Annotated in this window: 16 protein-coding genes and 1 pseudogene; 6 read left to right on the top strand and 11 right to left on the bottom strand. The window is 70.1% G+C overall.

Annotation, left to right across the window (positions count from 1 at the left end; all coding sequences use genetic code 11):
• Positions 1–154: 154 nt before the first annotated feature.
• Both ACIOKD_RS34325 and pta read right to left on the bottom strand, forming a co-directional pair.
• The gene (locus ACIOKD_RS34325) at positions 155–1,393 is read right to left on the bottom strand and encodes an acetate kinase (protein WP_402091787.1); all 1,239 of its coding nucleotides are present in this window, start codon (positions 1,391–1,393) and stop codon (positions 155–157) included.
• Positions 1,390–3,552, bottom strand: coding sequence for a phosphate acetyltransferase (gene pta / locus ACIOKD_RS34320; RefSeq protein ID WP_402091785.1), 2,163 nt, complete (start codon positions 3,550–3,552; stop codon positions 1,390–1,392). Before pta ends, ACIOKD_RS34325 begins: the two co-directional genes overlap by 4 nt.
• A 316-nt stretch (positions 3,553–3,868) precedes the next feature.
• On the opposite strand from pta, the gene ACIOKD_RS34315 reads away from it, so the two are divergent.
• The gene (locus tag ACIOKD_RS34315; protein WP_402091783.1) at positions 3,869–4,894 is read left to right on the top strand and encodes an ATP-dependent 6-phosphofructokinase; all 1,026 of its coding nucleotides are present in this window, start codon (positions 3,869–3,871) and stop codon (positions 4,892–4,894) included.
• A gap of 42 nt (positions 4,895–4,936) precedes the next feature.
• Here the strand turns inward: ACIOKD_RS34315 and ACIOKD_RS34310 are convergent, their stop codons facing one another.
• Positions 4,937–5,665, bottom strand: coding sequence for a helix-turn-helix transcriptional regulator (locus tag ACIOKD_RS34310; RefSeq protein ID WP_402091781.1), 729 nt, complete (start codon positions 5,663–5,665; stop codon positions 4,937–4,939).
• 639 nt (positions 5,666–6,304) lie between these two features.
• Between ACIOKD_RS34310 and ACIOKD_RS34305 the strand changes: the two genes are divergently transcribed.
• Positions 6,305–8,698, top strand: coding sequence for a M4 family metallopeptidase (locus ACIOKD_RS34305; protein WP_402091780.1), 2,394 nt, complete (start codon positions 6,305–6,307; stop codon positions 8,696–8,698).
• Positions 8,699–8,729: 31 nt separating this feature from the next.
• Here the strand turns inward: ACIOKD_RS34305 and ACIOKD_RS34300 are convergent, their stop codons facing one another.
• The 5 genes and pseudogenes from ACIOKD_RS34300 to ACIOKD_RS34280 form a co-directional block, all read right to left on the bottom strand.
• A complete protein-coding gene (locus ACIOKD_RS34300; protein ID WP_402091778.1) occupies positions 8,730–9,575 on the bottom strand; it encodes a carbohydrate ABC transporter permease in 846 nt (281 codons plus the stop codon).
• A 1-nt stretch (position 9,576) separates the two neighbouring features.
• Positions 9,577–10,470 carry a carbohydrate ABC transporter permease gene (locus tag ACIOKD_RS34295; RefSeq protein WP_402091920.1) on the bottom strand — a complete coding sequence of 298 codons (894 nt, stop codon included), beginning with the start codon at positions 10,468–10,470 and terminating at the stop codon, positions 9,577–9,579.
• Between the two features lie 129 nt (positions 10,471–10,599).
• Complete coding sequence (locus ACIOKD_RS34290) at positions 10,600–11,967, bottom strand: extracellular solute-binding protein (protein ID WP_402091918.1); 1,368 nt, start codon at positions 11,965–11,967, stop codon at positions 10,600–10,602.
• A 227-nt stretch (positions 11,968–12,194) separates the two neighbouring features.
• Positions 12,195–12,887, bottom strand: coding sequence for a response regulator (locus ACIOKD_RS34285; protein WP_402091776.1), 693 nt, complete (start codon positions 12,885–12,887; stop codon positions 12,195–12,197).
• A 467-nt stretch (positions 12,888–13,354) separates the two neighbouring features.
• Positions 13,355–14,941 (bottom strand): annotated as a pseudogene (locus ACIOKD_RS34280) (ATP-binding protein); the annotation flags it as partial.
• Positions 14,942–15,085: 144 nt separating this feature from the next.
• On the opposite strand from ACIOKD_RS34280, the gene ACIOKD_RS34275 reads away from it, so the two are divergent.
• From ACIOKD_RS34275 to ACIOKD_RS34260, 4 genes are all read left to right on the top strand, one after another.
• On the top strand, positions 15,086–16,504 hold the full coding sequence (locus ACIOKD_RS34275; protein WP_402091775.1) for a cation:dicarboxylate symporter family transporter: 1,419 nt from the start codon (positions 15,086–15,088) through the stop codon (positions 16,502–16,504).
• Between the two features lie 306 nt (positions 16,505–16,810).
• The gene (locus ACIOKD_RS34270; protein ID WP_402091774.1) at positions 16,811–17,239 is read left to right on the top strand and encodes a MerR family transcriptional regulator; all 429 of its coding nucleotides are present in this window, start codon (positions 16,811–16,813) and stop codon (positions 17,237–17,239) included.
• Positions 17,236–17,568, top strand: a complete 333-nt coding sequence (trxA, locus tag ACIOKD_RS34265) for a thioredoxin (RefSeq protein ID WP_402091772.1) — start codon at positions 17,236–17,238, stop codon at positions 17,566–17,568. The genes ACIOKD_RS34270 and trxA overlap by 4 nt, the downstream gene beginning before the upstream one ends.
• A 251-nt stretch (positions 17,569–17,819) precedes the next feature.
• Positions 17,820–20,057 (top strand): HelD family protein, encoded by a 2,238-nt coding sequence (locus ACIOKD_RS34260; RefSeq protein ID WP_402091917.1) that lies wholly within the window; start codon positions 17,820–17,822, stop codon positions 20,055–20,057.
• Between the two features lie 158 nt (positions 20,058–20,215).
• Here the strand turns inward: ACIOKD_RS34260 and glgB are convergent, their stop codons facing one another.
• From glgB to ACIOKD_RS34245, 3 genes are all read right to left on the bottom strand, one after another.
• Complete coding sequence (gene glgB, locus ACIOKD_RS34255) at positions 20,216–22,642, bottom strand: 1,4-alpha-glucan branching enzyme (RefSeq protein ID WP_402091770.1); 2,427 nt, start codon at positions 22,640–22,642, stop codon at positions 20,216–20,218.
• Positions 22,643–22,694: 52 nt separating this feature from the next.
• Positions 22,695–24,134, bottom strand: coding sequence for a maltokinase (locus ACIOKD_RS34250; protein WP_402091769.1), 1,440 nt, complete (start codon positions 24,132–24,134; stop codon positions 22,695–22,697).
• 106 nt (positions 24,135–24,240) lie between these two features.
• The coding region (locus ACIOKD_RS34245; RefSeq protein WP_402091768.1) for an alpha-glucosidase C-terminal domain-containing protein at positions 24,241–24,540 on the bottom strand (300 nt) is incomplete at its 5' end.

Raw genomic sequence — 24,540 nt, 5'->3', positions numbered from 1 at the left:
TATCGGTTTGTTTCGCTTCGGAATATTCCGTCTGGTGGAAGATACAAATGGGCGGGTGCGCGCTCAGGCGTGAATCTGAGTGGCTGTTTTCCCGTTGTTCTTCCGGTTGTTCTCTTGTTCTTCCGGCTGACTTTCCAATGTTTCAGAGGCTCTCTCAGGCGGCCCCGGCGTGCCCGTCCCCCACGAGCGCGTACGTCTGGTTCGCGATCTCCAGTTCCTCGTCGGTCGGCACGACGGCCACCGCGACCCGCGCGCCCTCGGGCGAGATCAGCCGCGCCGCGTCGGACCGTACGGAGTTCAGGTCGCCGTCGACGGCCAGGCCCAGCGAGTCCAGGCCCGCGATCGCGGCCTCGCGCACCGGGGCCGCGTTCTCGCCGACGCCGGCGGTGAAGACGACCGCGTCGACTTGGCCCAGTACCGCGTAATAGGCGCCGATGTACTTCTTGAGGCGGTGTATGTAGATGTCGAAGGCGAGCTGTGCCGGTGCGGCGTCCTCGCCGCCCTCGTCGATACGGCGGCGGATCTCGCGCATGTCGTTGTCACCGCACAGTCCGAGCAGACCGCTCTTCTTGTTGAGCAGAGTGTCGATCTCGTCCGTGGACATTTCGCCAACACGCGTCAAATGGAAGATGACCGCCGGATCCACGTCTCCGGAGCGCGTACCCATCACGAGCCCCTCCAAGGGCGTGAGCCCCATGGAGGTGTCCACGCACCGGCCCTTCTCGACCGCGGAGGCCGAGGCGCCGTTGCCCAGGTGCAGCACGATGACGTTCACGTCCTCCGGGGCCCGGCCCAGCAGCCGGGCCGTCTCGCGGGACACGTACGCGTGCGAGGTGCCGTGAAAGCCGTACCGGCGGATGCGGTGTTCGTCGGCGGTCTTCACGTCGATGGCGTAGCGGGCCGCGGACTCCGGCATCGTCGTGTGGAACGCCGTGTCGAAGACGGCGACCTGGGGGAGGTCCGGGCGCAGTGCCCGCGCGGTACGGATGCCGGTGAGGTTGGCCGGGTTGTGCAGCGGTGCCACCGGGATGAGGCGCTCGATCTCGGCGAGGGCCGCGTCGTCGACGACGGTCGGCCGGGTGAACTTCCGGCCGCCGTGCACGACCCGGTGGCCGATCGCGGCCAGTTCGGGGGAGTCGAGACCGAGCCCGTCGCGGGACAGCTCCTCGGCGACGGCCTTCAGCGCGGCCTCGTGGTCGGCGATCCGTCCGTCGCTCTCGCGGGCCTCACCGCCCGCGGCCAGCGGGGAGTGCTTGAGCCTGGAGGTCTCCTCGCCGATGCGCTCGACGAGGCCCGCGGCCAGCCGGCTGCCGTCGCTCATGTCGAGCAGCTGGTACTTCAGCGAGGAGGAGCCGGAGTTGAGGACGAGGACACGGACACGGTTGGCACTCACTGGGCGGAAGCCTTCGGGATCGGGGTCGGGGTCGAGGTCGCGGTCTGGGTGGCGTCGGGGGAGGGGTCTCCGTGCACCGCGCCGGCCGGGGGCTGTGCCTGGGCCTGGATCGCGGTGATGGCGACCGTGTTCACGATGTCCCCGACGAGCGCGCCCCGGGACAGGTCGTTGACCGGCTTGCGCAGGCCCTGGAGGACCGGTCCGACGGCGATCGCGCCGGCCGACCGCTGCACGGCCTTGTACGTGTTGTTGCCGGTGTTGAGGTCCGGGAAGATCAGCACGGACGCCTGCCCGGCGACCTTCGACCCCGGCAGCTTGGTCGCCGCGACGGACGGCTCGACGGCCGCGTCGTACTGGATCGGCCCCTCGACGCTCAGATCGGCGCGCCGCGAGCGGACCAGCTCGGTGGCCGTGCGCACCTTGTCGACGTCCGCGCCCGAGCCGGACGTGCCGGTCGAGTACGAGAGCATCGCGATCCGCGGCTCGACCCCGAACTGCTCGGCGGTGGCGGCGGCCTGGATGGCGATGTCGGCCAACTGCTCGGCGTTCGGGTCGGGGTTGACCGCGCAGTCGCCGTACACGAGCACCTTGTCGGCGAGGCACATGAAGAAGACCGAGGAGACGATGGACGCCTCCGGCTTGGTCTTGATGATCTCGAAGGCCGGCCGGATGGTGGCCGCCGTGGAGTGCACCGACCCCGAGACCATGCCGTCGGCGAGGCCCTCCTGGACCATCAGCGTGCCGAAGTAGTTCACGTCCGAGACGACGTCGTACGCCAGCTCGACGGAGACGCCCTTGTGGGCCCGGAGCTGGGCGTACCGCTCGGCGAACCGGTCGCGCAGCTCGGAGGTCTGCGGGTCGATCAGCTGGGCGGCGCCGAGGTCGATGCCGAGGTCGGCGGCCTTCTTGCGGATCTGGTCGACGGGGCCCAGCAGGGTGAGGTCGCAGACACCGCGGCGCAGCAGCACCTCGGCGGCGTGCAGGACGCGCGGCTCGGTGCCCTCGGGCAGCACGACGCGCCGCTTGCTGGAGCGGGCCTGCTCCAGGAGCGTGTGCTCGAACATCATCGGCGTGACGCGGCCGCTGCTGGTCGCCGAGACGCGCTTGAGGAGGCCGCCGGTGTCCACGTACCGCTCGAAGAGGCCCAGCGCCGTCTCCGCCTTGCGGGGCGTGGCCGCATTCAACTTGCCCTCCATGGCGAAGAGTTCGGACGCCGTGAGGAAGGACCCGGTCTCGACCGCGACCACCGGGGTGCCGGGGGCGAGGCGGGCGGCCAGGGTGAGGACGAGGTCGCTGGGGCGCTCGTTCAGGGTGAGCACCACGCCCGCTATCGGCGGGGTGCCGGCGCTGTGCGCGGCGAGGGCGCCCACCACGAGGTCGGCGCGGTCGCCGGGCGTGACGACCAGACAGCCCGGGGTCAGCGCGCCCAGGAAGTTCGGCAGCATCGCGCCGCCGAAGACGAAGTTCAGCGCGTCGCGCGCGAGCCCCGCGTCGTCGCCGAGGAGCACCTTGCCGCCGAGCGCGTGGGTGATCTGCGCGACCGTCGGCGCGGAGAGCGCGGGCTCGTCCGGCAGTACGTAACACGGCACGGGGAGGCGGTTGTCGAGCAGCTCGTGGATGTCCCCGCGGTCGGCGGGGGCGACCCGGTTCGCCACCATCGCGAGGACGTCGCAGCCCAGGCCGTCGTAGGCGCGGAACGCGTTGCGGGTCTCCGCGAGCACCGACTCCACGGTCTGCTTGCGGCCGCCCACCACGGGGATCACGGACGCGCCGAACTCGTTCGCCAGGCGGGCGTTGAGCGCCAGCTCGTCCGGGAACTGGGTGTCGGCGTAGTCCGTACCGAGGACGAGGACGACGTCGTAGTCGCGGGCCACCAGGTGGAAGCGGTCGACGAGCTGCGAGACCAGTTCGTCGGTGCCCTGGTCGGCCTGGAGCGCGGAGGCCTCGTGGTAGTCCATGCCGTAGACCGTCGCCGGGTCCTGGGCGAGGCGGTAGCGGGCGCGCAGCAGCTCGAAGAGCCGGTCGGGTCCGTCGTGGACGAGGGGGCGGAACACCCCCACCCGGTCCACCTGGCGGGTCAGGAGCTCCATGACTCCCAGCTCGATGACCTGGCGGCCGTCACCTCGGTCGATCCCGGTCACGTACACGCTGCGCGTCACGCGTGCTCTCCGTTTCCTCCGATGTCGGTACAAACGCAGCCGACGTCGTCGGCTGAGCCCTCTTGACAATACCTCCGGGCATGGCTAAGGCGCCCGTCAGGCCTGGGGCGGACGGGCGCTCCGGAGGGGCGGAAGGAAGGGCTCGGGGGGCTCGGCGGGGGCTTGAGGGCTTGGCGAGGGCTTGAGGGGGGCGCGTCAGCGGTCGCCGGGGCGCGAAGGGTGCGGACAGCGGCCCCCTGTGGCCCGTGAAACAATCGGACTGGCTCTCAGGTACCACAGGAGACACGGCCCCACAGCGAGCAGGAGACACAGCACGATGCGTATCGGAGTTCTTACCGCAGGCGGCGACTGTCCGGGACTGAACGCCGTCATCCGGTCGGTCGTGCACCGGGCCGTCACCAACTACGACGCCGAGGTCGTCGGGTTCGAGGACGGCTACGCGGGACTGCTGGAAGGGCGCTACCGAAGCCTCGACCTGGACGCCGTCAGCGGCATCCTCGCCCGTGGCGGCACCATCCTCGGCTCCTCCCGGCTCCAGCGCGACCGCCTCCGCGAGGCCTGCGAGAACGCTCAGGACACAGCGCGCGAGTTCGGTATCGACGTACTGATCCCGATCGGCGGCGAGGGCACCCTTACGGCGGCGCGGATGCTGTCGGACGCGGGCCTGCCCGTGGTCGGGGTCCCCAAGACGATCGACAACGACATCTCGTCGACGGACCGCACCTTCGGGTTCGACACCGCCGTCGGGGTCGCCACGGAGGCGATGGACCGCCTCAAGACGACCGCCGAGTCCCATCAGCGGGTGATGGTCGTCGAGGTCATGGGCCGCCACGCCGGCTGGATCGCGCTGGAATCCGGCATGGCCGCCGGCGCCCACGGCATCTGCCTGCCCGAGCGCCCGTTCGACCCGGCCGACCTGATCAAGATGGTCGAGGAGCGCTTCGCCCGCGGGAAGAAGTTCGCGGTCATCTGTGTGGCCGAGGGCGCGCACCCCGTCGAGGGCAGCATGGACTACGGCCACGGCGAGATCGACCAGTTCGGCCACGAGCGCTTCCAGGGCATCGGGACGGCGCTGGCGTACGAGCTGGAGCGCCGCCTCGGCAAGGAGGCCAAGCCGGTCATTCTCGGCCACATCCAGCGCGGCGGCACGCCGACCGCGTACGACCGGGTGCTCGCGACGCGTTTCGGCTGGCACGCGGTGGAGGCGGCGCACCGCGGTGAGTTCGGCCGGATGACGGCGCTGCGCGGCACGGACGTCGTGATGGTCCCGCTGGCCGAGGCGGTCACCGAGCTGAAGACGGTCCCGAAGGACCGGATGGACGAGGCGGAGTCGGTTTTCTAGGACCGCCCGCCGCCTTCCAGGGCCGCCCGCCGCCGGGAGCCCTCAGCCGTCGCTGTACCTTTCGGCGTCGCGCCGGATCGTCGTCCAGAAGCGGTCGACGATCCGGTCCAGGAAGTCGCGGCCCGCGTCGTCGGCCTCGGCCGCCGCCGTGCCGCCGCCCCAGCTCAGGGTCGGCACCATCCGCCCCTGGTACTCGGTGTGCATCGCCCGCAGCGCGTGCCCCACGATCCGCCGCTCCAGCGTCAGCAGCTTGCCCACCGGGCGGACGTACGCCTGCCAGCGTGTCGTCACCGCGCCGCGCAGCATCATCGCCAGCTTCGGCTCGCGTCCGGTGACCGTGACATGGTCCGCCGGCGAGAGGTCGAGCACCCGGGCGAGCGCCGTCGACTGCCGCTCGCTGCCGCGCCACTCGTCCGCCTCCTCCATCCGTACGTACGCGAGGAGTTCGAGCCCCACGGCACGCGCGACGTCCTCGGCCGGCAGACCGCGTGCGATCCGGTGCTCGCGCAACGTCCGGGGCGCGCCGATGAGTTCGCTGGGTGAGCACCACAACACGCCCGCGAGGGCTATGAGTTCACTGTTGCCGGGGGTGATCAGGTCCCGTTCCCAGGCGTCGACCAGGTCGGGCGTCACATGGGGCAGCCCGAACGAGGTCCGTATCCCGTACGCGACATGCTCGGGACCCATGCCGAGGGCGATACGCAGTTCTCGGGCGGCCGGGGCGTCGAAGGGCGGGGTGGGCTGCGGGGCCGACTGTTGGTGCACGGGCACAACGTATGGGCGCGGGGCTGCGGTGACTACGGTCTGTTCGGCCAGGCTCACGGATTGTGCGAACCTACTGTTTCGGACAGTTGTCCAGGGAACGCAGGCGTGGACCGACGTGCTCGGACCGCGGTGCGCGCGCGGGCGGGCGCTCGTGGGGCGTGGGCGCCGGGTGGCTCCGGCATGCGCCATGAGCAGCGTCGACGGGCATATGCGACAAGGGCGCGCCGACGGCGGAGCGCGGGCTTCCGGTGGGCGGGTCGAAAGCGGGTGATGGCGGGCCCCGCCCCCTCGTGCACGCCCTGGCGTGGGCGGCGGCGGCACGGGGCCCCGGAAACGCGCGGCGTGAACCATTCGGTACAGGGGAGTGTCCGCGGACGGTGACGGCCGCCGGCCGCACAGTGTCAGCACAGGGGCCGCACAGGCCCGCTGAGGGTCCCAGAGGGATAACCCTCGGATCATCCGGCGAGTACTGACATGTATAGGTCAACGGTGCCATTCTTCCCCAGCCGCGACCCCCGGCTTTCCCCCACAGCCTGCCCGCGGTCACGGTCCCGCACCCCCTGCTCAGCTCGTCCCGGACAGCACATCCCGTCTGTCCGGGCTGTCACCGGCCGCCGATCCGCGGCCGTCGCAGTAGGAGTACGAGTGAGACGAATCCCCCGCCAGGCGGCCACGGCCGGAGCCCTGGTGGCCACCGCCGCCCTCCTGGCCGTCGGTATACAGACAGTCCCCGCGTCCGCCGAGCCCACCGCCCCCCACCCGAGCCCCGTACGCGCCGGGGGCCTCACGGCCGAGCTGACCCCGGCCCAGCGCACCGCGCTGATCAGGAGCGCGGCGAAGAAGACCGGCGCGACCGCCGACTCCCTGGGCCTCGGTGCCAAGGAGAAGCTGCTCGTCAAGGACGTCGTCAAGGACAACGACGGCACGCTCCACACCCGCTACGAGCGCACCTGGGCCGGGCTCCCGGTCCTCGGCGGCGACCTGGTCGTGCACACCCCGCCCGCCTCCGTGGCCACCGGAACGGTGAGCACCACCTTCGCCGGGAAGCGGACCCTCAAGGTCTCCTCCGTCACCGCGACCTACACCAAGTCGGCCGCCGAGACCAAGGCCCTCAAGGCAGCCAAGGCGCTCGACGCCCAGGACCCCACCGCCGACAGCGCCCGCAAGGTGATCTGGGCCGGCGACGGCACCCCCAAGCTCGCCTGGGAGACGGTCGTCGGCGGTCTCCAGGACGACGGCACGCCCAGCAGACTGCACGTCATCACCGACGCGGGCACGGGGGCGAAGCTCCACGAGTTCCAGGACGTCAAGACCGGCACCGGCAACAGCCAGTACAGCGGCACGGTCGCACTGAGCACCACGCTGTCCGGATCGACGTACCAGCTGTACGACACCACCCGCGGCGGCCACAAGACGTACTCGCTCAACAACGGCACCTCCGGCACCGGCACCCTGATGACCGACGCCGACGACGTGTGGGGCACCGGGTCCGGCTCCAACACCCAGACCGCCGGCGTGGACGCCGCCTACGGCGCCCAGACGACCTGGGACTTCTACAAGAACACGTTCGGGCGCAGCGGCATCAAGAACGACGGCGTCGCCGCCTACTCCCGGGTCCACTACAGCTCGGCGTACGTCAACGCCTTCTGGGACGACGACTGCTTCTGCATGACGTACGGCGACGGCACCAGCGGCACCCACGCGCTGACCTCGCTCGACGTGGCCGGCCATGAGATGAGCCACGGTGTCACCTCCAACACCGCGAACCTCAACTACACAGGCGAGTCGGGCGGGTTGAACGAGGCGACCTCCGACGTCTTCGGCACCGGCGTCGAGTTCTACGCCGCCAACTCCAACGACGTCGGCGACTACCTCATCGGCGAAGAGATCGACATCAACGGCGACGGCACCCCGCTGCGCTACATGGACGAGCCCGACAAGGACGGCGGCTCCTCCGACAGCTGGTACTCCGGCATCGGCAACCTCGACGTGCACTACTCCTCGGGCCCCGCGAACCACATGTTCTACCTGCTCTCCGAGGGCAGCGGCAGCAAGGTCATCAACGGCGTCAGCTACAACAGCCCGACCTCCGACGGCGTCGCCGTCGCGGGCATCGGCCGCGCCGCCGCCCTGCAGATCTGGTACAAGGCGCTGACGACGTACATGACGTCGACGACGAACTACGCGGGCGCCCGTACCGCCGCCCTGAGCGCGGCGACGTCTCTGTACGGCGCCGGCTCGACCCAGTACGCGGGCGTCGCGAACGCCTTCGCCGGGATCAACGTGGGCAGCCACGTCACCCCGCCGACCGGCGGCGTCACCGTCACCAACCCGGGCAGCCAGTCCTCCACCGTGGGCACAGCGGTCAGCCTCCAGATCTCGGCCGGCAGCACCAACAGCGGCTCACTGTCCTACGCCGCCACCGGGCTGCCCACCGGCCTGTCGATCAGCGGCTCCACCGGAGCGATCACCGGCACACCCACCGCCGCCGGGACCTACAGCACCACGGTCACCGTCACCGACAGCACCGGCGCGAGTGGCACGGCGTCCTTCACCTGGACCGTCAGTTCCACCGGCGGCGGTACCTGCACCTCGGCGCAACTGCTCGGCAACGCCGGCTTCGAGTCCGGCAGCACCACCTGGACCGCGACCAGCGGTGTCATCACCGACGACACCGACCAGGCGGCCCACGGCGGCTCGTACAAGGCCTGGCTCGACGGGTACGGCTCCACGCACACCGACACGCTGTCCCAGTCGGTGACCGTGCCCAGCGGCTGCAAGGCCAGCTTCACCTTCTGGCTGCACATCGACACCGCGGAGACGAGCACCAGCACCGCCTACGACAAGCTCACCGTCACCGCGGGCTCCACCACCCTGGCCACCTACTCCAACCTCAACAAGGCCACGGGGTACGTCCAGAAGACCTTCGACCTGTCCTCGTACGCAGGCTCCACCGTCGCCCTGAAGTTCAGCGGCGTGGAGGACACCTCACTGCAGACCAGCTTCGTCATCGACGACACAGCCGTGACGACCAGCTGACCCCCCCCGGGTCAGGGTCTGGGCGGGGCGGTCAGCCCTTGACCGCCCCGCCCAGCGCGAACCCGCCGCCCAGGCGCCGCGCCACCAGCACGTACAGCAGGATCACCGGTGTCGAGTAGATGATCGAGAACGCGGCCAGCTGTCCGTACACCACCGTCCCGCGGTTGCCGAAGAAGTCGTTGATGCTCACCGACGCCGGCATCTGCTCCGGCGAGAGCAGCAGCATGAACGGGACGAAGAAGTTCCCCCACATCGCCACGAACGAGAAGACGGTCACCACCGCGATCCCCGGACCCATCAGCGGCAGCACGACGCGCAGCAGCGACTGGAACGACGACGCCCCGTCCGTCCAGGCCGCCTCCTCCAGCTCCTTCGGTACGCCGTCCATGAAGTTCTTCATCAGCCAGATGGCGAACGGCAGTTGGGACGCGGTGAAGAAGAAGATCGTGCCCTGCATGGTGTCGATCAGGTTCACCTGGACGAACAGCGCGTACACCGGAACCATGATCGCCGTGATCGGCAGGCTCGTCGCGAAGATGATCGTGAGGAGGAACGGGCGGTTCAGCCGGGACCGGAAACGCGAGAGCGGATACGCGGCCAGCGCCGCGCAGACCACCGTCAGCAGGGTCGCGCCACCGCACAGGATCAGGCTGTTGAGCAGCGGGGTGAACGTGATGTCAGGCTTCAGGACCGCGTCGAAGTTGTCGAGCGTGAGCCCGTCGGGCAGTTTCACCTTCAGCCCGGCGTGCGCATCGAGGGAGGACAGGATCACCCAGGCCAGCGGCAGGACGAAAGCGGCCGCGACGAACAGAAGGCTCGCGTCGGCGGCGTAACGCCGGTTGGCACGGCGGGTGTTGAGGGTCGTACGCGCGGCCATCTCAGACCTCCGTCCGCAGCAGTCGCAGATAGACCAGGGAGAAGAGGGAGCCGACCACCAGCAGGAGGAGGGCGACGGCGGTCCCGTAGCCGATCATGCTCTTCTGGAAGGCCTGCTCGTACATGAAGAGCGGGAGGGTCTGGCTGCGGTTTCCCGGGCCGCCTCGCGTCATCACCCAGATCAGACCGAACACCGACAGGGTCTGGAGGGTGTTGAGCATCAGATTCGTGCCGATGGACCGGCGGATCATCGGCAGCGTGATGTGCCACATCCGGCGCCAGCCGCCCGCGCCGTCCACCTCCGCGGCCTCGGTGATCTCCTTCGGGATCTCGTTCAGGGCGGCCGAGTAGACCAGCATCGAGAAGGCCGTGCCGCGCCACATGTTCGCGAACGACACCGCCAGGATCGGCAGCGTGAACAGCCAGTTCTGGGACGGCAGACGCAGCCAGTCGAGGATCGCGTTCAGCGTGCCCTCGCGGCGGAAGAAGGCGTACAGGAGGAAGCCGGCCACGACCTCGGGGAGCACCCAGGCCGTGACGACGATCCCGCCGGTGACCGTACGGACCGGCTTCGACGCGCGCTGCATCAGCGCGGCCAGGGCCAGGCCCAGCGTGTTCTGGCCGACGATCGAGCTGAGGAACGTGAAGACGAGCGTCAGCCATACGGCGTTGAGGAATGCGTCGTCCTTGAAGGCCGTACGGAAGTTGTCGAAACCGGTGAAGGACGACTCGGCCTGGCCGGTGAGCTGCAGATCGGTGAAGGCGATGTAGGCGCAGTACGCGATCGGCCCGGCCAGGAACAGGACGAGGATGACGAGGGCGGGGGTGACGGGGAGGGCCCGGGTGAGGGTGCGCAGGCGCGGAGCGCGGTTGTTCCCGCTCTCCTTCAGGACCACCGCGCGCTCACCGGGACCGGCTCCCCGCTGACTTACGACCACACTGTGCTCACTTCTTGTCTTGCGGCGTCTTGTTCTGCGGTGTCTTGTTCTGCGGCGTCTTGTTCTGCGGTGTTCGGTCCGCACTGCTCACTTCTTGATGACCTGGTTGTCCGTGACCGACTTCAGTTCCTCGTCGTACCCACTGGCCGCCTCCGCGACCGAGCTGTCGCCCGTCGTCACGCCCTCCATGGCCTCCTGGATGGCCGTGGAGACCTTCGGATACGCGGGGTAGGCCGGGCGGTAGTGCGTGTTCGCCACCAGACCGGTGAAGAACTCGATGCCGGGCTGCGCCTTCGCGTACGCCGGGTCCTCGGCCACGTCCGTGCGCACCGCGATACCGGAGTTGGCGATGTACCACTTCTGGGCGTTCGCCTTCGTCTGCATCGTCTTGATGAACTCGAAGGCCAGGTCGGGGTTGGCCGCCTTGCTCGGGACGGCCCAGGTCCAGCCGCCCGACATGCTCACCTTCCCGGGTGACTGTCCTTCCTGCGTGGGCATGTAGGCGAGCCCCAGCTTCTTCGACCACTCGGGCCACTCGTGGCCGCTGCCCTTCAGCCAGTCCTGCGGGAGCCAGGAGCCGTCGAGGTTGATGCCGAGCTTGCCTTCGGGGAGGAGCTCACCGCGGACGCTGGTCGCGAAGTTGGGGTCGAGGGCGTCCGAGACGTCCGGGCCGAGCTTCTCCTTGAAGACCGTCTCGACGAACTCAAGCGAGTCCTTGAACCCCTGACTGCCCGTGATCCACTTCTTGGACGCCGTGTCGTACAGCGGACTCTCGGTGGCGCCGGTGGCCGTCCCGTACAGGAGCATCTCGAAGCCCTGCATGGTGGCCGCCTCGCCCGCGGGCTTGCCCGTGTACACGTTCATGGGCGTGACGTCGGGGACCTTCTCCTTGATCGTGCGGGCCGCGTCGAGGATGTCGTCCCAGTTCCTCGGCTGCCAGTCGGCGGGCAGACCGGCCTCCGCGAAGATGCCCTTGTCGAACCAGAGGCCCCGGGTGTCGGTGCCGTCCGGGACGCCGTACGTCTTCCCGTCCTCCGCCTGCGCCGCCGACTTCGCCGTGTCCATGAACTGGCCCCAGTCGTCCCACTGGTCGAGGTACGTGTCCAGGGGTTCGAGGTAGCCGCTCGTGATGTCGGAGTTGATGAGGAACGTGTCCTCGTAGACCAGGTCAGGCGCGGTCTTGGGGGAGCGGAGCATCTGCTGGAGCTTGGTGTAGTACTCCGAGTCCGGGGCCTTGATCGGGACCAGCTTGACCGTCTTGCCCGGGTTGGCCTTCTCGAACTGCGTCTTGATGTCCGCGAGGTACTCGTCCATGACGCGGACCGAGCTGTCCGTCGACTGTTTGTAGGAGATCTCCACGGTGTCCGGATCGCTGCCGGAACCGCTGCCGCAGGCGGTGAGCGCGGTGGCGGTGAGCAGGGTCGCGAGAAGGAGCGGAGTGGGGGTGGGACGCACGGGTACGACCTCCTGCCGGCCGACGTCTTTGTGGCCGTTGTTCGATGGCCCGAACGTAAGAGCAGTGGTCATGCCAGGTCAATGACCTTGCGCGACTGCTCCGTTACGGTCGTGTCTCATCGTGCCCTGTCGCGGCCCGTCGTGGTCCCGTAGCGCCGTGTAGTCCCGCATATGGCCTGATTGTTCGGCCGTGGCCGCGGGTACGGGTGCGGGTACGGGTCCGCCGCCTACCCCTTCACCCACCGGTACTGCAGCTCCGGCCGGCCCACCTGTCCGTACTGAGGGCTCCGCCCGGCGCGTCCCGCGTCCACCAGATGCTCCAGATACCGCCGGGCCGTGATCCGCGAGATGCCGACCGCCTCCGCCACGCCGGTCGCGGTCAGTCCCTCGGCGCGGTCGCGCAGCGCCCGGGTGACCTTCTCCAGGGTGGGCGCGCTCAGGCCTTTCGGCAGGGCGGCCGGTCCGGGCGCCCTGAGAGTGGCGAGGGCCCGGTCGACCTCGTCCTGGCCGCTGGCCTCGCCGGCCGCGGCGTGGAACTCGGCGTAACGGATGAGCCGGTCCCGCAGGGTGGCGAAGGTGAAGGGTTTGAGCACGTACTGCACGACCCCGAGCGACACGCCCTCCCGTACGACCGTGAGGTCGCGCGCGGACGTCACCGCGATCACGTCCGCGTGGTAGCCGGCGGCCCGCAGCGAACGGGCCAGCTGCAGACCGTGGACGTCCGGGAGGTGGAGGTCGAGGAGGAGGAGGTCCACGGGCGTGCGGTCCAGCGCGCGTCTGGCCTCCGCACCCGTGTGCGCCTTGCCGACCGCGGTGAATCCGGGCACCCGCCCCACGTACAGGACATGCGCGTCCGCCGCGACGGGGTCGTCCTCGACGACCAGGACGCGGATGTCCTGCCCGGGGGAAGGCGTGCTCATACGGTGCCTCCGTGCGACGTCGGCGCGGGGTGGATCCTTGCCCCTGACACGGGGTCAGTCCCGGGCTCGGGTGCGGCCTCGGTCCCGGTCCCGGCCTCGGGTTCGGGGTGCGGGTTGGTGGGGGCTGGTCGCGCGGTTCCTCGCGCCCCTGAAGGGCGAAGGACTGCGCCGTTCCCCGCGCCCCTGGAGGGCTCGGGTCCGGGTTCCGGGTGCGGGTTGGTGGGGGTTGGGTGTGTCGTTCCTCGCGCCTCTGGGGGGCGGAGGAGTGCGCCGTTCCCCGCGTCCCTGGATGGCTCGGGTTCGGGTTCCGGTAGCGGGTTGGTGGGGGTTGGTCGCGCGGTTCCTTGCGCTTCTGGGGGGCGAGGGAGTGTGCCGTTCCCCGTGTCCCTCGGGGGCGGCTCGGTGTCGGGTGCGGGTTCGGCGTGGACCTTAGTCCCTTTCGGAGCCATCTCCGGCATCGCGGGCGGCAGCGGCAGCCGTACCTCGAAGGACGCTCCCCCTCCGTGGGCCGCCGTCACGGTCAGGGTGCCGTCGTGCCGGGTCACCGCCTGCCGTACGAGGGCGAGGCCGAGCCCGCGTCCACCGGGACCCGACGGCTTCGTGGACCAGCCGCGCTGGAAGACCTCCTCCGTGTGGGCCGGGTCCACCCCCGCCCCGGTGTCGGTGACCCGCAGGACAAGGCCCTCCGTGTCCGCGAGCGCGGTGACGGTGACCCGGGCGCCCACCGAGCCCTGCGCCGCGTCCACGGCGTTGTCGATCAGATTGCCCAGGACCGTCACCAGGTCACGGGCGGTGAGGGAGGCCGGGAGCAGGCCGTCGTCGATGCTGCTGTCCTCGGAGACCACCAGCTCGACACCGCGCTCGTTCGCCTGCGCCGTCTTGCCCAGCAGCAGCGCGGCCAGGACCGGCTCGCTGACCGCCGCCACGACCTGGTCGGTCAGGGCCTGCGCCAGTTCCAGCTCGGACGTGGCGAAGCCGACCGCCTCCTCGGCCCGCCCCAGCTCGATCAGCGAGACGACCGTGTGGAGCCGGTTCGCGGCCTCGTGGGCCTGTGAGCGCAACGCCGTCGTGAAGCCCCGCTCGGAGTCCAGCTCACCCATCAGGGACTGCAGCTCGGTGACATCGCGCAGGGTCACGACCGTGCCCCGGCGTTCGCCGCCCGACACCGGCGAGGTGTTCATGACGAGCACCCGCGACTCGGTGAGATACACCTCGTCCACCCGGGGCTCACCCGACAGCAGCGCCCCCGTCAGCGGAGCCGGCAGTTCCAGCTCCGCCACCGAATGACCCACGACGTCACCGCCCACCCCCAGCAGCTCGCGCCCGCCGTCGTTGATCAGCGCCACCCGGTACTGCCCGTCCAGCATCAGCAGTCCCTCGCGCACCGCGTGCAGCGCGGCCTCGTGGTAGTCGTGCATGCGGCTCAGCTCGGCCGCGTTCATCCCGTGGGTGGAGCGGCGCAGCCGGGCGTTTATCACGTACGTACCGACCGCGCCCAGGGCCAGAGCGGCGGCGGCCACCCCGAACAGCGCCTTGACCTGCCCCTCGACCCGCTGACTGATCTCGTCGACCTTTATCCCCGCACTGACAAGACCGACGATCCGGCCACCGTCATGGATCGGAGTGACCGCCCGCACGGACTCGCCGAGCGTCCCGGTGTACGTCTCGGTGAAGGACTGGCCCAGCAGCGCACGGTCCGTGTGCCCCAGGAAGTGCTTGCCGATGAGCTCCTCGTTGGGGTGGGTCCAGCGGATGCCCTCGGGGTTCATGATCGTGACGAAGTCGACCTGTGCGCCGCGCTGCACCGCCAGCGCGTACGGCTGGAGCGTTCTCGTCGGGTTCGCCGTGCGGATGGCCTCCCGTACGGAAGGAGAGTCCGCGACCGAGCGCGCCACCCCCATGGCCTGGCGGCCCGCCGCGTCCTCGGCCTGGCTGCGGTCGCTGATGTACGTGAAGAGCGCGCAGCCCGCGACCACGACGGCGACGAGCACGGCCTGCATGGCGAAGAGCTGGCCGGCCAGGCTGCGAGGACGTGGGGCTCGGGGGAGGCGCATGGAAACAGTCTGCCTGGCCGGAAATGCGTGAACGTAATGAACGGAAGGGTGACCGCCCTCACACGCTACGAGATAGTCACCGACAACCCCCGGACGTGAGCCGCACGCCGGATGATGCCGACGACGTCGTCAAGGAGGGCAGCCGTGACCAGCACACCCGATACGGCACCTGCCGCTCCCGCAGCCAAGCGGGACCGCACGCACTATCTCTACATCGCGGTGATCGCCGCGGTGGCCGCCGGTATCGCCGTGGGTCTGATCGCCCCCGACTTCGCCGTCGAGCTGAAGCCGATCGGTACCGGCTTCGTGAACCTGATCAAGATGATGATCTCGCCGATCATCTTCTGCACGATCGTCCTGGGCATCGGCTCGGTACGCAAGGCCGCCAAGGTCGGCGCGGTGGGTGGCATCGCGCTCGGCTACTTCGTGGTCATGTCGTTCGTCGCGCTGGCCATCGGCCTGGTCGTCGGCAACATCCTGGAGCCCGGTACGGGCCTCGCGGTGACCGACGCCATCAAGGACGCCGGCCAGGGGCAGGTCGTCGAGGCCAAGAACACCGAGGAGTTCCTGCTCGGGATCATTCCCACCACGATCGTCTCCGCGTTCACCGGCGGCGAGGTCCTGCAGACCCTGCTGGTCGCGCTGCTCGCCGGGTTCGCGCTGCAGGCCATGGGCTCTGCCGGTACGCCGGTCCTGCGGGGCATCGAGCACATCCAGCGTCTCGTCTTCCGCATCCTCGCCATGGTGATGTGGGCGGCGCCCATCGGTGCGTTCGGCGCGATGGCGGCGGTCACCGGCTCGGCGGGTGTGGACGCGCTCAAGAGCCTCGCCGTCCTGATGCTCGGTTTCTACGTCACCTGTTTCCTCTTCGTCTTCATCGTGCTCGGCGCGATGCTGCGGATCGTGGCGGGCCTGAACATCTTCTCGCTGTTCAAGTATCTGGGCCGCGAGTTCCTGCTCATCCTCTCCACCTCTTCCTCCGAGTCCGCGCTGCCGCGGCTCATCGCGAAGATGGAGCACCTGGGTGTCAGCAAGCCGGTGGTCGGCATCACCGTCCCGACCGGCTACTCCTTCAACCTCGACGGCACCATGATCTACATGACCATGGCCTCGCTGTTCATCGCCGACGCCATGGGTACGCCGATGTCGATCGGTGAGCAGATCCCGCTGCTCCTCTTCCTGCTCGTCGCCTCCAAGGGCGCGGCGGGGGTCACCGGGGCGGGGCTGGCCACCCTGGCGGGCGGTCTCGCGTCACACAAGCCGGCGCTGGTGGACGGCATCGGCCTGATCGTCGGCATCGACCGCTTCATGAGCGAGGCGCGCGCCCTGACGAACTTCGCGGGCAACGCGGTGGCGACGGTCCTGATCGGTACGTGGACCAAGGAGATCGACCGGCCTCGGGTCGACGAGGTGCTCGCGGGGCGGATCCCCTTCGACGAGACGACGTTGCTGGACGACGGCCACGGAGGTCGTGCCGACGGTGACGAGTCGCCCGGGTCGCCCGGGTCGGCCGATGTGCCGGAGCAGCCGGGGTCCGGCGACAAGGCGCTGGCGAAGGCGTAGCCGCACGTTCCGTAACGAGCCATTTCCTCCCCCGGCCGCCGGCGGCCGACCAGGTTCACCCGCCTGGTCGGCCGCCGGCGGTTTTTACGGGCCGTGTGCATCGTGCGCCCGGTGGGGGTTGCTCGCGCCGTTCCCCGCGCCCCTGAGGGCCCCGACGGGGCGCAGCCCCGCTTTTCAGGGGCGCGGGGAACGGCGCAATCCTTTGTTTTCAGGGGCGCGGGGAACGGCGTGACAAGTACCCATCGGACCCACGCCCCGACCTGGGCTTCTTGCCTTGACGTCGGCGTCAAGCATTACCGTCACGGCATGCGAATCGGCGAGCTGGCGGAGCGGGCCAAGACCACCACGCGCACGCTCAGGTACTACGAGTCGCGGGGGCTGCTGCCCGCGCGACGCGGGAGCAACGGGTACCGGACGTACGACGAGGACGATCTGAAGCTGCTGCGGCAGATCAGAACGCTGCAGGACTTCGGGTTCGACCTGGAGGAGACGCGGCCCTTCGTGGAGTGTCTGCGGGCCGGCCACCCGCAGGGCGACGCCTGCCCGGCCTCGCTCGCCGTGTACCGGCGCAAGCTGGGCGAGCTCGACGCGCTGATCGACGAGCTGCGGTCGGTACGCGACCAGGTCGGCGGGCAGTTGGCGCGCGCCGAGCGGGCGATGGACGAGCTGGCGTCCGAGGCGGTGGTTCCGGGCGGCCCGGAACCCGTATGCGAACTGGGAGGGCGGACGGGATGATCAAGGCAGTGGGTGTGGCCGAGGTGACGGACGGCAGTTTCGAGGCGGAGGTGCTCGGGGCGGAGCTGCCCGTGCTGGTGGAGTTCACCGCGGACTGGTGCCCGCCGTGCCGGCAGATCGCGCCGGTGCTGAGCGCCGTCGCCGCCGAGGAGGGCGACCGGCTCAAGGTGGTGCAGCTGGACGTGGACACGAACCCGGAGACCACGAACGCGTACGGGGTGCTGTCGATGCCCACGCTCATCGTGTTCCGCGACGGGCAGCCGGTGAAGTCGATGGTGGGCGCCCGCCCCAAGCGGCGGCTCCTGGAGGAGCTGGCGGACGTGCTCTAAGGGTCACGGGCGGACTCTTACGGACGGAATAAAGAAATCCCCCGCAAGCAATTGCTTGCGGGGGATTTCTTTGCGTATATTGAATGGTTCGCGACTTGGCTAAAGCAAGTCACGGAGAAGTTCACTGTGCACAGTATATCCGGCCGGGAGCGGAATTGTCAAACAGGGCCTCGAACACAGACGCAGAGACAGAGACAGGAACAGAGACAGGCACAGGCACAAACTCGTCCAATGGATTGCCGGACGATGAATTGCGCCGCGAGCAGGAATTCATCAACGGCCTGTATGCGCGCGTCGACGCGTTGCGCGGCGGCACCGAGGCCTCGGTGACCGACGCCCTCGCGCAGGGCAGCACCCCCATGCAGGCCCGTCTCGAAAGGGACGTTCTGGTCGCCGAACGCTCCGGCCTGCTCGCCGCGCTGAACGCGGTGGACGGCTCACTCTGCTTCGGCCGAATCGACCTCGCCGACCCCTCCGGCCTCACCCACCACATCGGCCGTATCGGCATCCGTGCCGACGACGCCGAGCACACCCCGATCCTGGTCGACTGGCGGGCCCCGGTCGCCCGCCCCTTCTACCTCGCCACCGGCCACACCCCCATGGGCCTGCGCCGCCGTCGGCACATCACCACCGAAGGCCGTACCGTCACCGCTCTGCACGACGAGATCCTCGACCTGGGGGACCGGCTGCGCACGGGCCACGAGGACCCGACCGGTGACGCCGTGCTGCTCTCCGCGCTCAACTCCGCGCGCACCGGCCGCATGAGCGACATCGTGCAGACCATCCAGGCCGAGCAGGACCGCATCATCCGCGCCCCGCACCGCGGCATCCTGGTGGTGGAGGGCGGCCCCGGCACCGGCAAGACGGCCGTCGCGCTGCACCGGGCGGCGTACCTCCTCTACGAACACCGGGAGCTGCTCGCCAAGCGGGCCGTTCTGATCGTCGGCCCGAACCCCGCCTTCCTCGGCTACATCGGAGAGGTGCTGCCCTCGCTCGGCGAGACGGGCGTCCTGCTGGCGACCGTCGGTGAGCTGTTCCCCGGCGTACGGGCGACCGCCTCCGACACCCCCGAGGCCGCCGCCGTGAAGGGCCGCGCCGACATGGCCGACGTCCTCGCCGCCGTCGTACGCGACCGTCAGGCGCTGCCCGACCCGGTGATCGCCATCGAGCACGACCGGGACATCCTGATGCTCGACGCCGGCCTCGTGGGCGTCGCCCGCGACCGCACCCGTGAGGCGCGGCTGCCGCACAACGTGGCCCGCGAACACTTCGAGGGCCACATCTTCAACACCCTCACCGACATGCTCGCCGAGCGGATCGGTACGGACCCCTTCGACGGCACGAACCTGCTCGACCCCAGTGACATCACCCAGATCCGCGACGATCTCGCCGAGAACCCCGAGGTCTGGGCCGCCATCGACCAGTTGTGGCCGCGCGTCACCCCGCGGCGCCTCGTCGCGGACTTCCTCGCCGAGCCCGACGCGTACCTCACCGCGGCGGACGCGGCGGCCGTCCGCCGTCCGGTGACCCGGGCCTGGACGACCTCCGACGTCCCCCTCCTCGACGAGGCCGCCGAACTCCTCGGCGAGGACGACCGGATGACGCGCGCCGCCGCCGAGCAGGAACGGGACCGGCAGGTCGCCTACGCGCAGGGAGTCCTGGACGTCTCCTACGCGTCCAGGACGTACGAATTCGAGGACATGGACGTCGAGGACGCGGAGGTCTTGTCGGCGCACGACATCATCGACGCCGAACGGATGGCCGAGCGCCACGAGGAGGACGATCACCGCAGTGCCGCGGAACGGGCCGCCGCCGACCGGACCTGGGCGTTCGGGCACATCATCGTCGACGAGGCGCAGGAGTTGTCGCCGATGGCCTGGCGGCTGCTGATGCGGCGCACTCCGACGCGGTCGATGACGCTGGTCGGGGACCCGGCCCAGACGGCCGAGGCGGCGGGCGTCGGCTCCTGGTCGGACATCCTCCACCCCTATGTCGAGGACCGCTGGGAGCACACCCGCCTCGCGGTCAACTACCGTACGCCGTCCGAGATCATGGAGGTCGCCGCGGCGGTTCTCCGTGCCGAGCACGCGGACTTCGAGCCGCCGAGTTCGGTGCGGTCGACGGGCGTACGCCCGCTGGTGCGGGAGAGCCCGGACCTGCCCGGCGCCGTGGAGAAGGCCGTCGCGGAGCTGGCTCCCGCCGAGGGGCGGCTCGCGGTGATCGCGCCGCGGGACCTGCACGGTGCGCTGGCCGAACGGCTCGACGGCGCGGTGGCGGGGGAGGAGCCGGATCTGACCCGGGCGGTCGTGCTGCTGGACCCGCGTCAGGCGAAGGGGCTGGAGTTCGACGCGGTGGTGGTCGCCGAGCCGGGGCGTTTCGGGACGAGCGACCTGTATGTGGCCCTGACGCGGGCCACGCAGTCGCTGGGCATCGTGCACGCGGAGCCCCTGCCGAAGCCTTTGGCAGCAGCCTTGCCGGGGACGGCCTAGGGGTTTTCCGCCCCCGCCGCCCCTTCCCGTCCCGTCCCTGGGGGCTGCGCCCCCAGACCCCCCCTGTCGCGCTTGCGCGCTCGTCCTCAAACGCCGGACGGGCTGAATCATTCAGCCCGTCCGGCGTTTGAGGACCGGGGGTTCGGGGGCGAGGCGACCTACGCCGGGCGGAGCCACACCGTCGAGAGAGGCGGCAGGGTCAGGCGGATGCTGGCGGGGCGGCCGTGCCAGGCCAGATCGTCCGGCTTCACGGGGTCGGCGTTCCGCACGTCACCCCCGCCGTACCGCCCGGCATCGGTGTTGAGCACCTCGTGCCACGCGGTCACGTCATCCGGTACCCCGAGCCGGTACTCCTGCCGCACCACCGGTGAGAAGTTGGAGACCGCGAGCAGCGGAGCCCCGTCGGCGCCGTACCGCAGGAAAGCGAAGACGTTGTCCTCGGCGGCGTCCCCGGCGACCCAACCGAACCCGGCGGGATCGGTGTCCAGCTCCCAGAGCGCCGGCACATGCCGGTACACGGAGTTGAGGTCGCGGACGAGATCGCGTACACCCCGGTGGTCGGCCTCCGCCCCGTACGACGGGTCGAGGAGCCACCAGTCGGGGCCGTGCGCCTCGGACCACTCGGCGCCCTGCGCGAACTCCTGGCCCATGAAGAGGAGCTGCTTGCCGGGGTGGGCCCACATGAAGCCCAGATAGGCGCGGTGGGTGGCACGCTGCTGCCACCAGTCGCCCGGCAGTTTCGAGACCAACGACCGCTTGCCGTGGACGACCTCGTCGTGCGAGATCGGCAGGACGTAGTTCTCGCTGTACGCGTACACCATCGAGAACGTCATCTCGTGGTGGTGGTACCTGCGGTGGACCGGCTCGTGCGAGACGTAGTCCAGCGAGTCGTGCATCCAGCCCATGTTCCACTTCAGGCCGAAGCCGAGACCGCCGAAGCCACCGGGCCCGATGTGGTGGGTGGCCCGGGTGACGCCGTCCCACGCGGTCGACTCCTCGGCGATCGTGACGACCCCGGGCTCGCGCCGGTAGACGGTGGCGTTCATCTCCTGGAGGAACGCGACGGCGTCGAGGTTCTCCCGGCCGCCGTGGACGTTGGGCGTCCACTGGCCGGCCTCGCGCGAGTAGTCGAGGTAGAGCATGGAGGCGACGGCGTCGACCCGCAGGCCGTCGATGTGGAACTCCTCGCACCAGTAAACGGCGTTGGCGACCAGGAAGTTGCGCACCTCGCGGCGCCCGTAGTCGAATTCGAGGGTTCCCCAGTCGGGGTGCGCGGCCCGCAGCGGGTCCTCGTGCTCGTACAGCGGCCGTCCGTCGAACTCGGCCAGCGCCCACTCGTCCCGCGGGAAGTGCGCGGGCACCCAGTCCATGATCACGCCGATGCCGGCCCGGTGCAGCGCGTCGACCAGGTACTTGAAGTCGTCGGGGGTGCCGAGCCGGGCGGTGGGGGCGTAGAAGCCGGTGACCTGGTAGCCCCAGGAGCCGCCGAAGGGATGCTCGGCGACCGGCATCAGCTCGACGTGCGTGAAGCCGAGGTCGGAGATGTAGACGGGCAGCTGCTCGGCCAGTTGACGGTACGTCAGGCCCGGTCGCCAGGACGCCAGGTGCAGTTCGTAGACCGAGAAGGGGGCCTGGTGCGCGGGGCGGTCGGCCCGGCGCGCCATCCACTCCTCGTCCTGCCACTCGTGACGCGAGGCGTGGATCACGGACGACGTGGCGGGCGGCAGCTCCGTGCGCCGCGCCATCGGGTCGGCGCGCATCGTCTTCGTCCCGTCGGGGCGGGTGATCTCGAACTTGTAGAGCTCACCCTCCCGCACACCGGGGGCGAACAGCTCCCACACACCGGAGGAGCCCAGCGAGCGCATCGGGAACGCGGTCCCGTCCCAGAAGTTGAAGGACCCCGAGATCCGCACACCGCGGGCGTTCGGTGCCCACACCGAGAAGCGGGTGCCCAGCACGCCCTGGTGCTCCATGGGCTCCGCGCCGAGGATCGTCCACAGCTGCTCGTGGCGCCCCTCCCCGAACAGGTGCAGATCGAAGTCGCCGAGCGTGGGCAGGAAGCTGTACGCGTCCTCGACCTCCTGCACCGCCCCCTCGTACTCCACCACCAGCCGGTACTCCGGCACCTCCCGCAGCGGCAGCACGGCGGAGAAGAACCCGTCCCCGTCATCCCGCAGTTCGGCCCGCAGTCCTTCGGCGACGACGGTCACGGCGAGCGCGTACGGCCGCAGGGCCCGGAAGACCACACCGTCCGGCACGGTGTGGGCCCCGAGCACGGCGTGCGGATCATGGTGGGAGCCCCCGAGCAGCCGTTCCCGGTCGGTCCGGTCCAGCACGGCCGACGACCGCACCTCCTGGACGGGCTCCGGAACCGGTACGGACACGGGCTCCGTGACCTCGGCTTGTACGTCGGCCCGTACGTCGGCCCGTACGTCGTCCCTCGCCGGCTCGGCCTGCACCTCGTCTGCGGCCTTACCGGCGGCCTCACCGGTGACCTTGGCCTTGTCTGCGGCCTTGTCTGCGGCTTTGGCCTTGGCCTTCGAGCTCTTCGGCTTCTTGGCGGGCGGGTTCGGGCGGGGCGTCACGGGCGGAGCCTCCTCGGCACGGTGAGAGGTGGGGTGGGGCGGTTCAGGGCGGTCATGACGGTTCGGGAAGGGCCAGTCGGCGGACTGCCGACATCGGCACGGGCAGCCAGTCGGGCCGGTGCCGTGCCTCGTACACGACTTCGTAGATCGCCTTGTCGGTCTCGTACGCGCGCAGCAGCACCGGGTCCGTACGCGGATCGCGCCCGCCGGCCTCGGCGTAACCGGAGCAGTACGCGGCCCGGCACGCGTCGGCCCAGCCGGGCACGTGGGTTCCCTCCGCCCGGAGCGAGTGCGCGGCGTAGTCGAAGGAGCGGAGCATGCCGGCCACGTCCCGCGCGGTCGGCTGGGGCAGGCGCCGCTCGGCGAGCGGCTTGGAGGGCTCGCCCTCGAAGTCGATCAGGGACCAGCTTCCGGACGGCGACCGCAGACACTGGCCCAGATGCAGGTCCCCGTGAATGCGCTGGGCCGTCCACGTCTGCCCCTCGCTCGCCAGCTCGGCGAGCGCGTCGAACGCGGACCGCAGAGCGGGCGCGTACGGCAGCAGCGACGGCACTGTCTGGACGGCCGCCGTCAGCCGCTCGGTCATGCCCTCCACCAGCAGCTCCATCTGCGCACGTCCCATGGTCACCTCGGGCAGCGCACGGGCCAGCGCGGTGTGCACCTCGGCCGTGGCCCGGCCGAGCGCCCGCGCCGCACCGCTGAAGTCCTCACCCTTGGCGAGCTCGCGCAGTGCCAGGTCCCAGCCGTCCGAGGCGCCCTGGAGATAGGGCTGCAGGACACCCAGGACGTACGGTGCGCCGGGATCGCCCAGGACCGCGGGGTCGTCGGCCAGCTCCGCGAGCATCCAGCCGACGGGCGCCGGAACCCTTGAGCAGCCCTCGCGGGCCAGCGCCAGCGGCAGCTCCAGATCGGGGTTGATCCCGGGCACGATCCTGCGCAGGAGCTTCAGGATGAACGTATCTCCGTAGACGAGAGAAGAGTTGGACTGCTCGGCGGTGACCAGGCGCGGCACCAGATCGCCCCGGATCTCCCGCGCCATGTCCCGCTCGAAGCGCAGCTCACCGATGTGCGCCCGTGCCCGCAGGGCCTCCAGGAGGACATCGGCGGGCCGCGGGTCGTGCAGGGCCTCGTACACGGTCAGTCCGGCCAGCGGTCCCTGTGCGGGACGGCCGATCAGCGCGGGCGCCAGCCGTGGCGGCAGTGTCTCGCGCACGCCGAGCAGCAGCTGGTAGCAGTCGGCCGGATGCGCGGGCGCGCTCTGCGTGGGCACGAGCGGCTGATGGGCCCGTACGAGCAGGTGGAGCAGGCCCAGCCTGGAGTTCAGTGGCAGCACCTCGGTCGCCGAGACCAGGGAGAACCCGGTGACGGGACGGCCTTTTCCCGCGAACCACCGCTGCCGTGGAAGCCACTCGCGAAGCAGTGGATCGAGGGACGCGAGAAGGCCGGGGCTTGTCGAAGCGGAGTGCACTGAGTGGGTGACGGCTTCGGACATGGCGTCGCGTCCTTTCCCCGGAGTCGGGGTGTTACTACTGCGTGCCCAGGGCGGGGCGGGGGAAACCGCCCCGCCGTCCCTTGTGCGTGCCCGTCCGGGACGGGTTCTAGATGGCGTCCCTGCGGAGGCGGAACCAGTAGAAGCCGTGGCCGGCGAGGGTGAGGAGGTAGGGGAGTTCGCCGATGGCGGGGAAGCGGACGCCGCCGATGAGTTCGACGGGGTGGCGTCCGTCGAAGGCCTGGAGGTCGAGTTCGGTGGGCTGGGCGAAGCGGGAGAAGTTGTGGACGCACAGGACGAGGTCGTCCTTGTACTCCCGCAGGAAGGCGATGACGGCGGGGTTGGTGGAGGGGAGTTCGGTGTAGGAGCCGAGGCCGAAGGCGGGGTTCTGTTTGCGGATCTCGATCAT

The organism is Streptomyces sp. NPDC087844, assembly GCF_044742785.1.
In the GTDB taxonomy this organism is placed as follows: Bacteria; Actinomycetota; Actinomycetes; order Streptomycetales; family Streptomycetaceae; genus Streptomyces.
This window is presented reverse-complemented; position numbering and strand designations above follow the sequence as displayed.

Excerpts from the sequence above, each read along its gene's own strand:
- ACIOKD_RS34315 (WP_402091783.1), top strand. The coding sequence starts at position 3,869 with ATGCGTATCGGAGTTCTTACCGCAGGCGGCGACTGTCCGGGACTGAAC.
- trxA (WP_402091772.1), top strand. The coding sequence starts at position 17,236 with ATGATCAAGGCAGTGGGTGTGGCCGAGGTGACGGACGGCAGTTTCGAG.
- ACIOKD_RS34250 (WP_402091769.1), bottom strand. The coding sequence starts at position 24,134 with ATGTCCGAAGCCGTCACCCACTCAGTGCACTCCGCTTCGACAAGCCCC.
- ACIOKD_RS34270 (WP_402091774.1), top strand. The coding sequence starts at position 16,811 with ATGCGAATCGGCGAGCTGGCGGAGCGGGCCAAGACCACCACGCGCACG.
- ACIOKD_RS34285 (WP_402091776.1), bottom strand. The coding sequence starts at position 12,887 with ATGAGCACGCCTTCCCCCGGGCAGGACATCCGCGTCCTGGTCGTCGAG.
- ACIOKD_RS34300 (WP_402091778.1), bottom strand. The coding sequence starts at position 9,575 with ATGGCCGCGCGTACGACCCTCAACACCCGCCGTGCCAACCGGCGTTAC.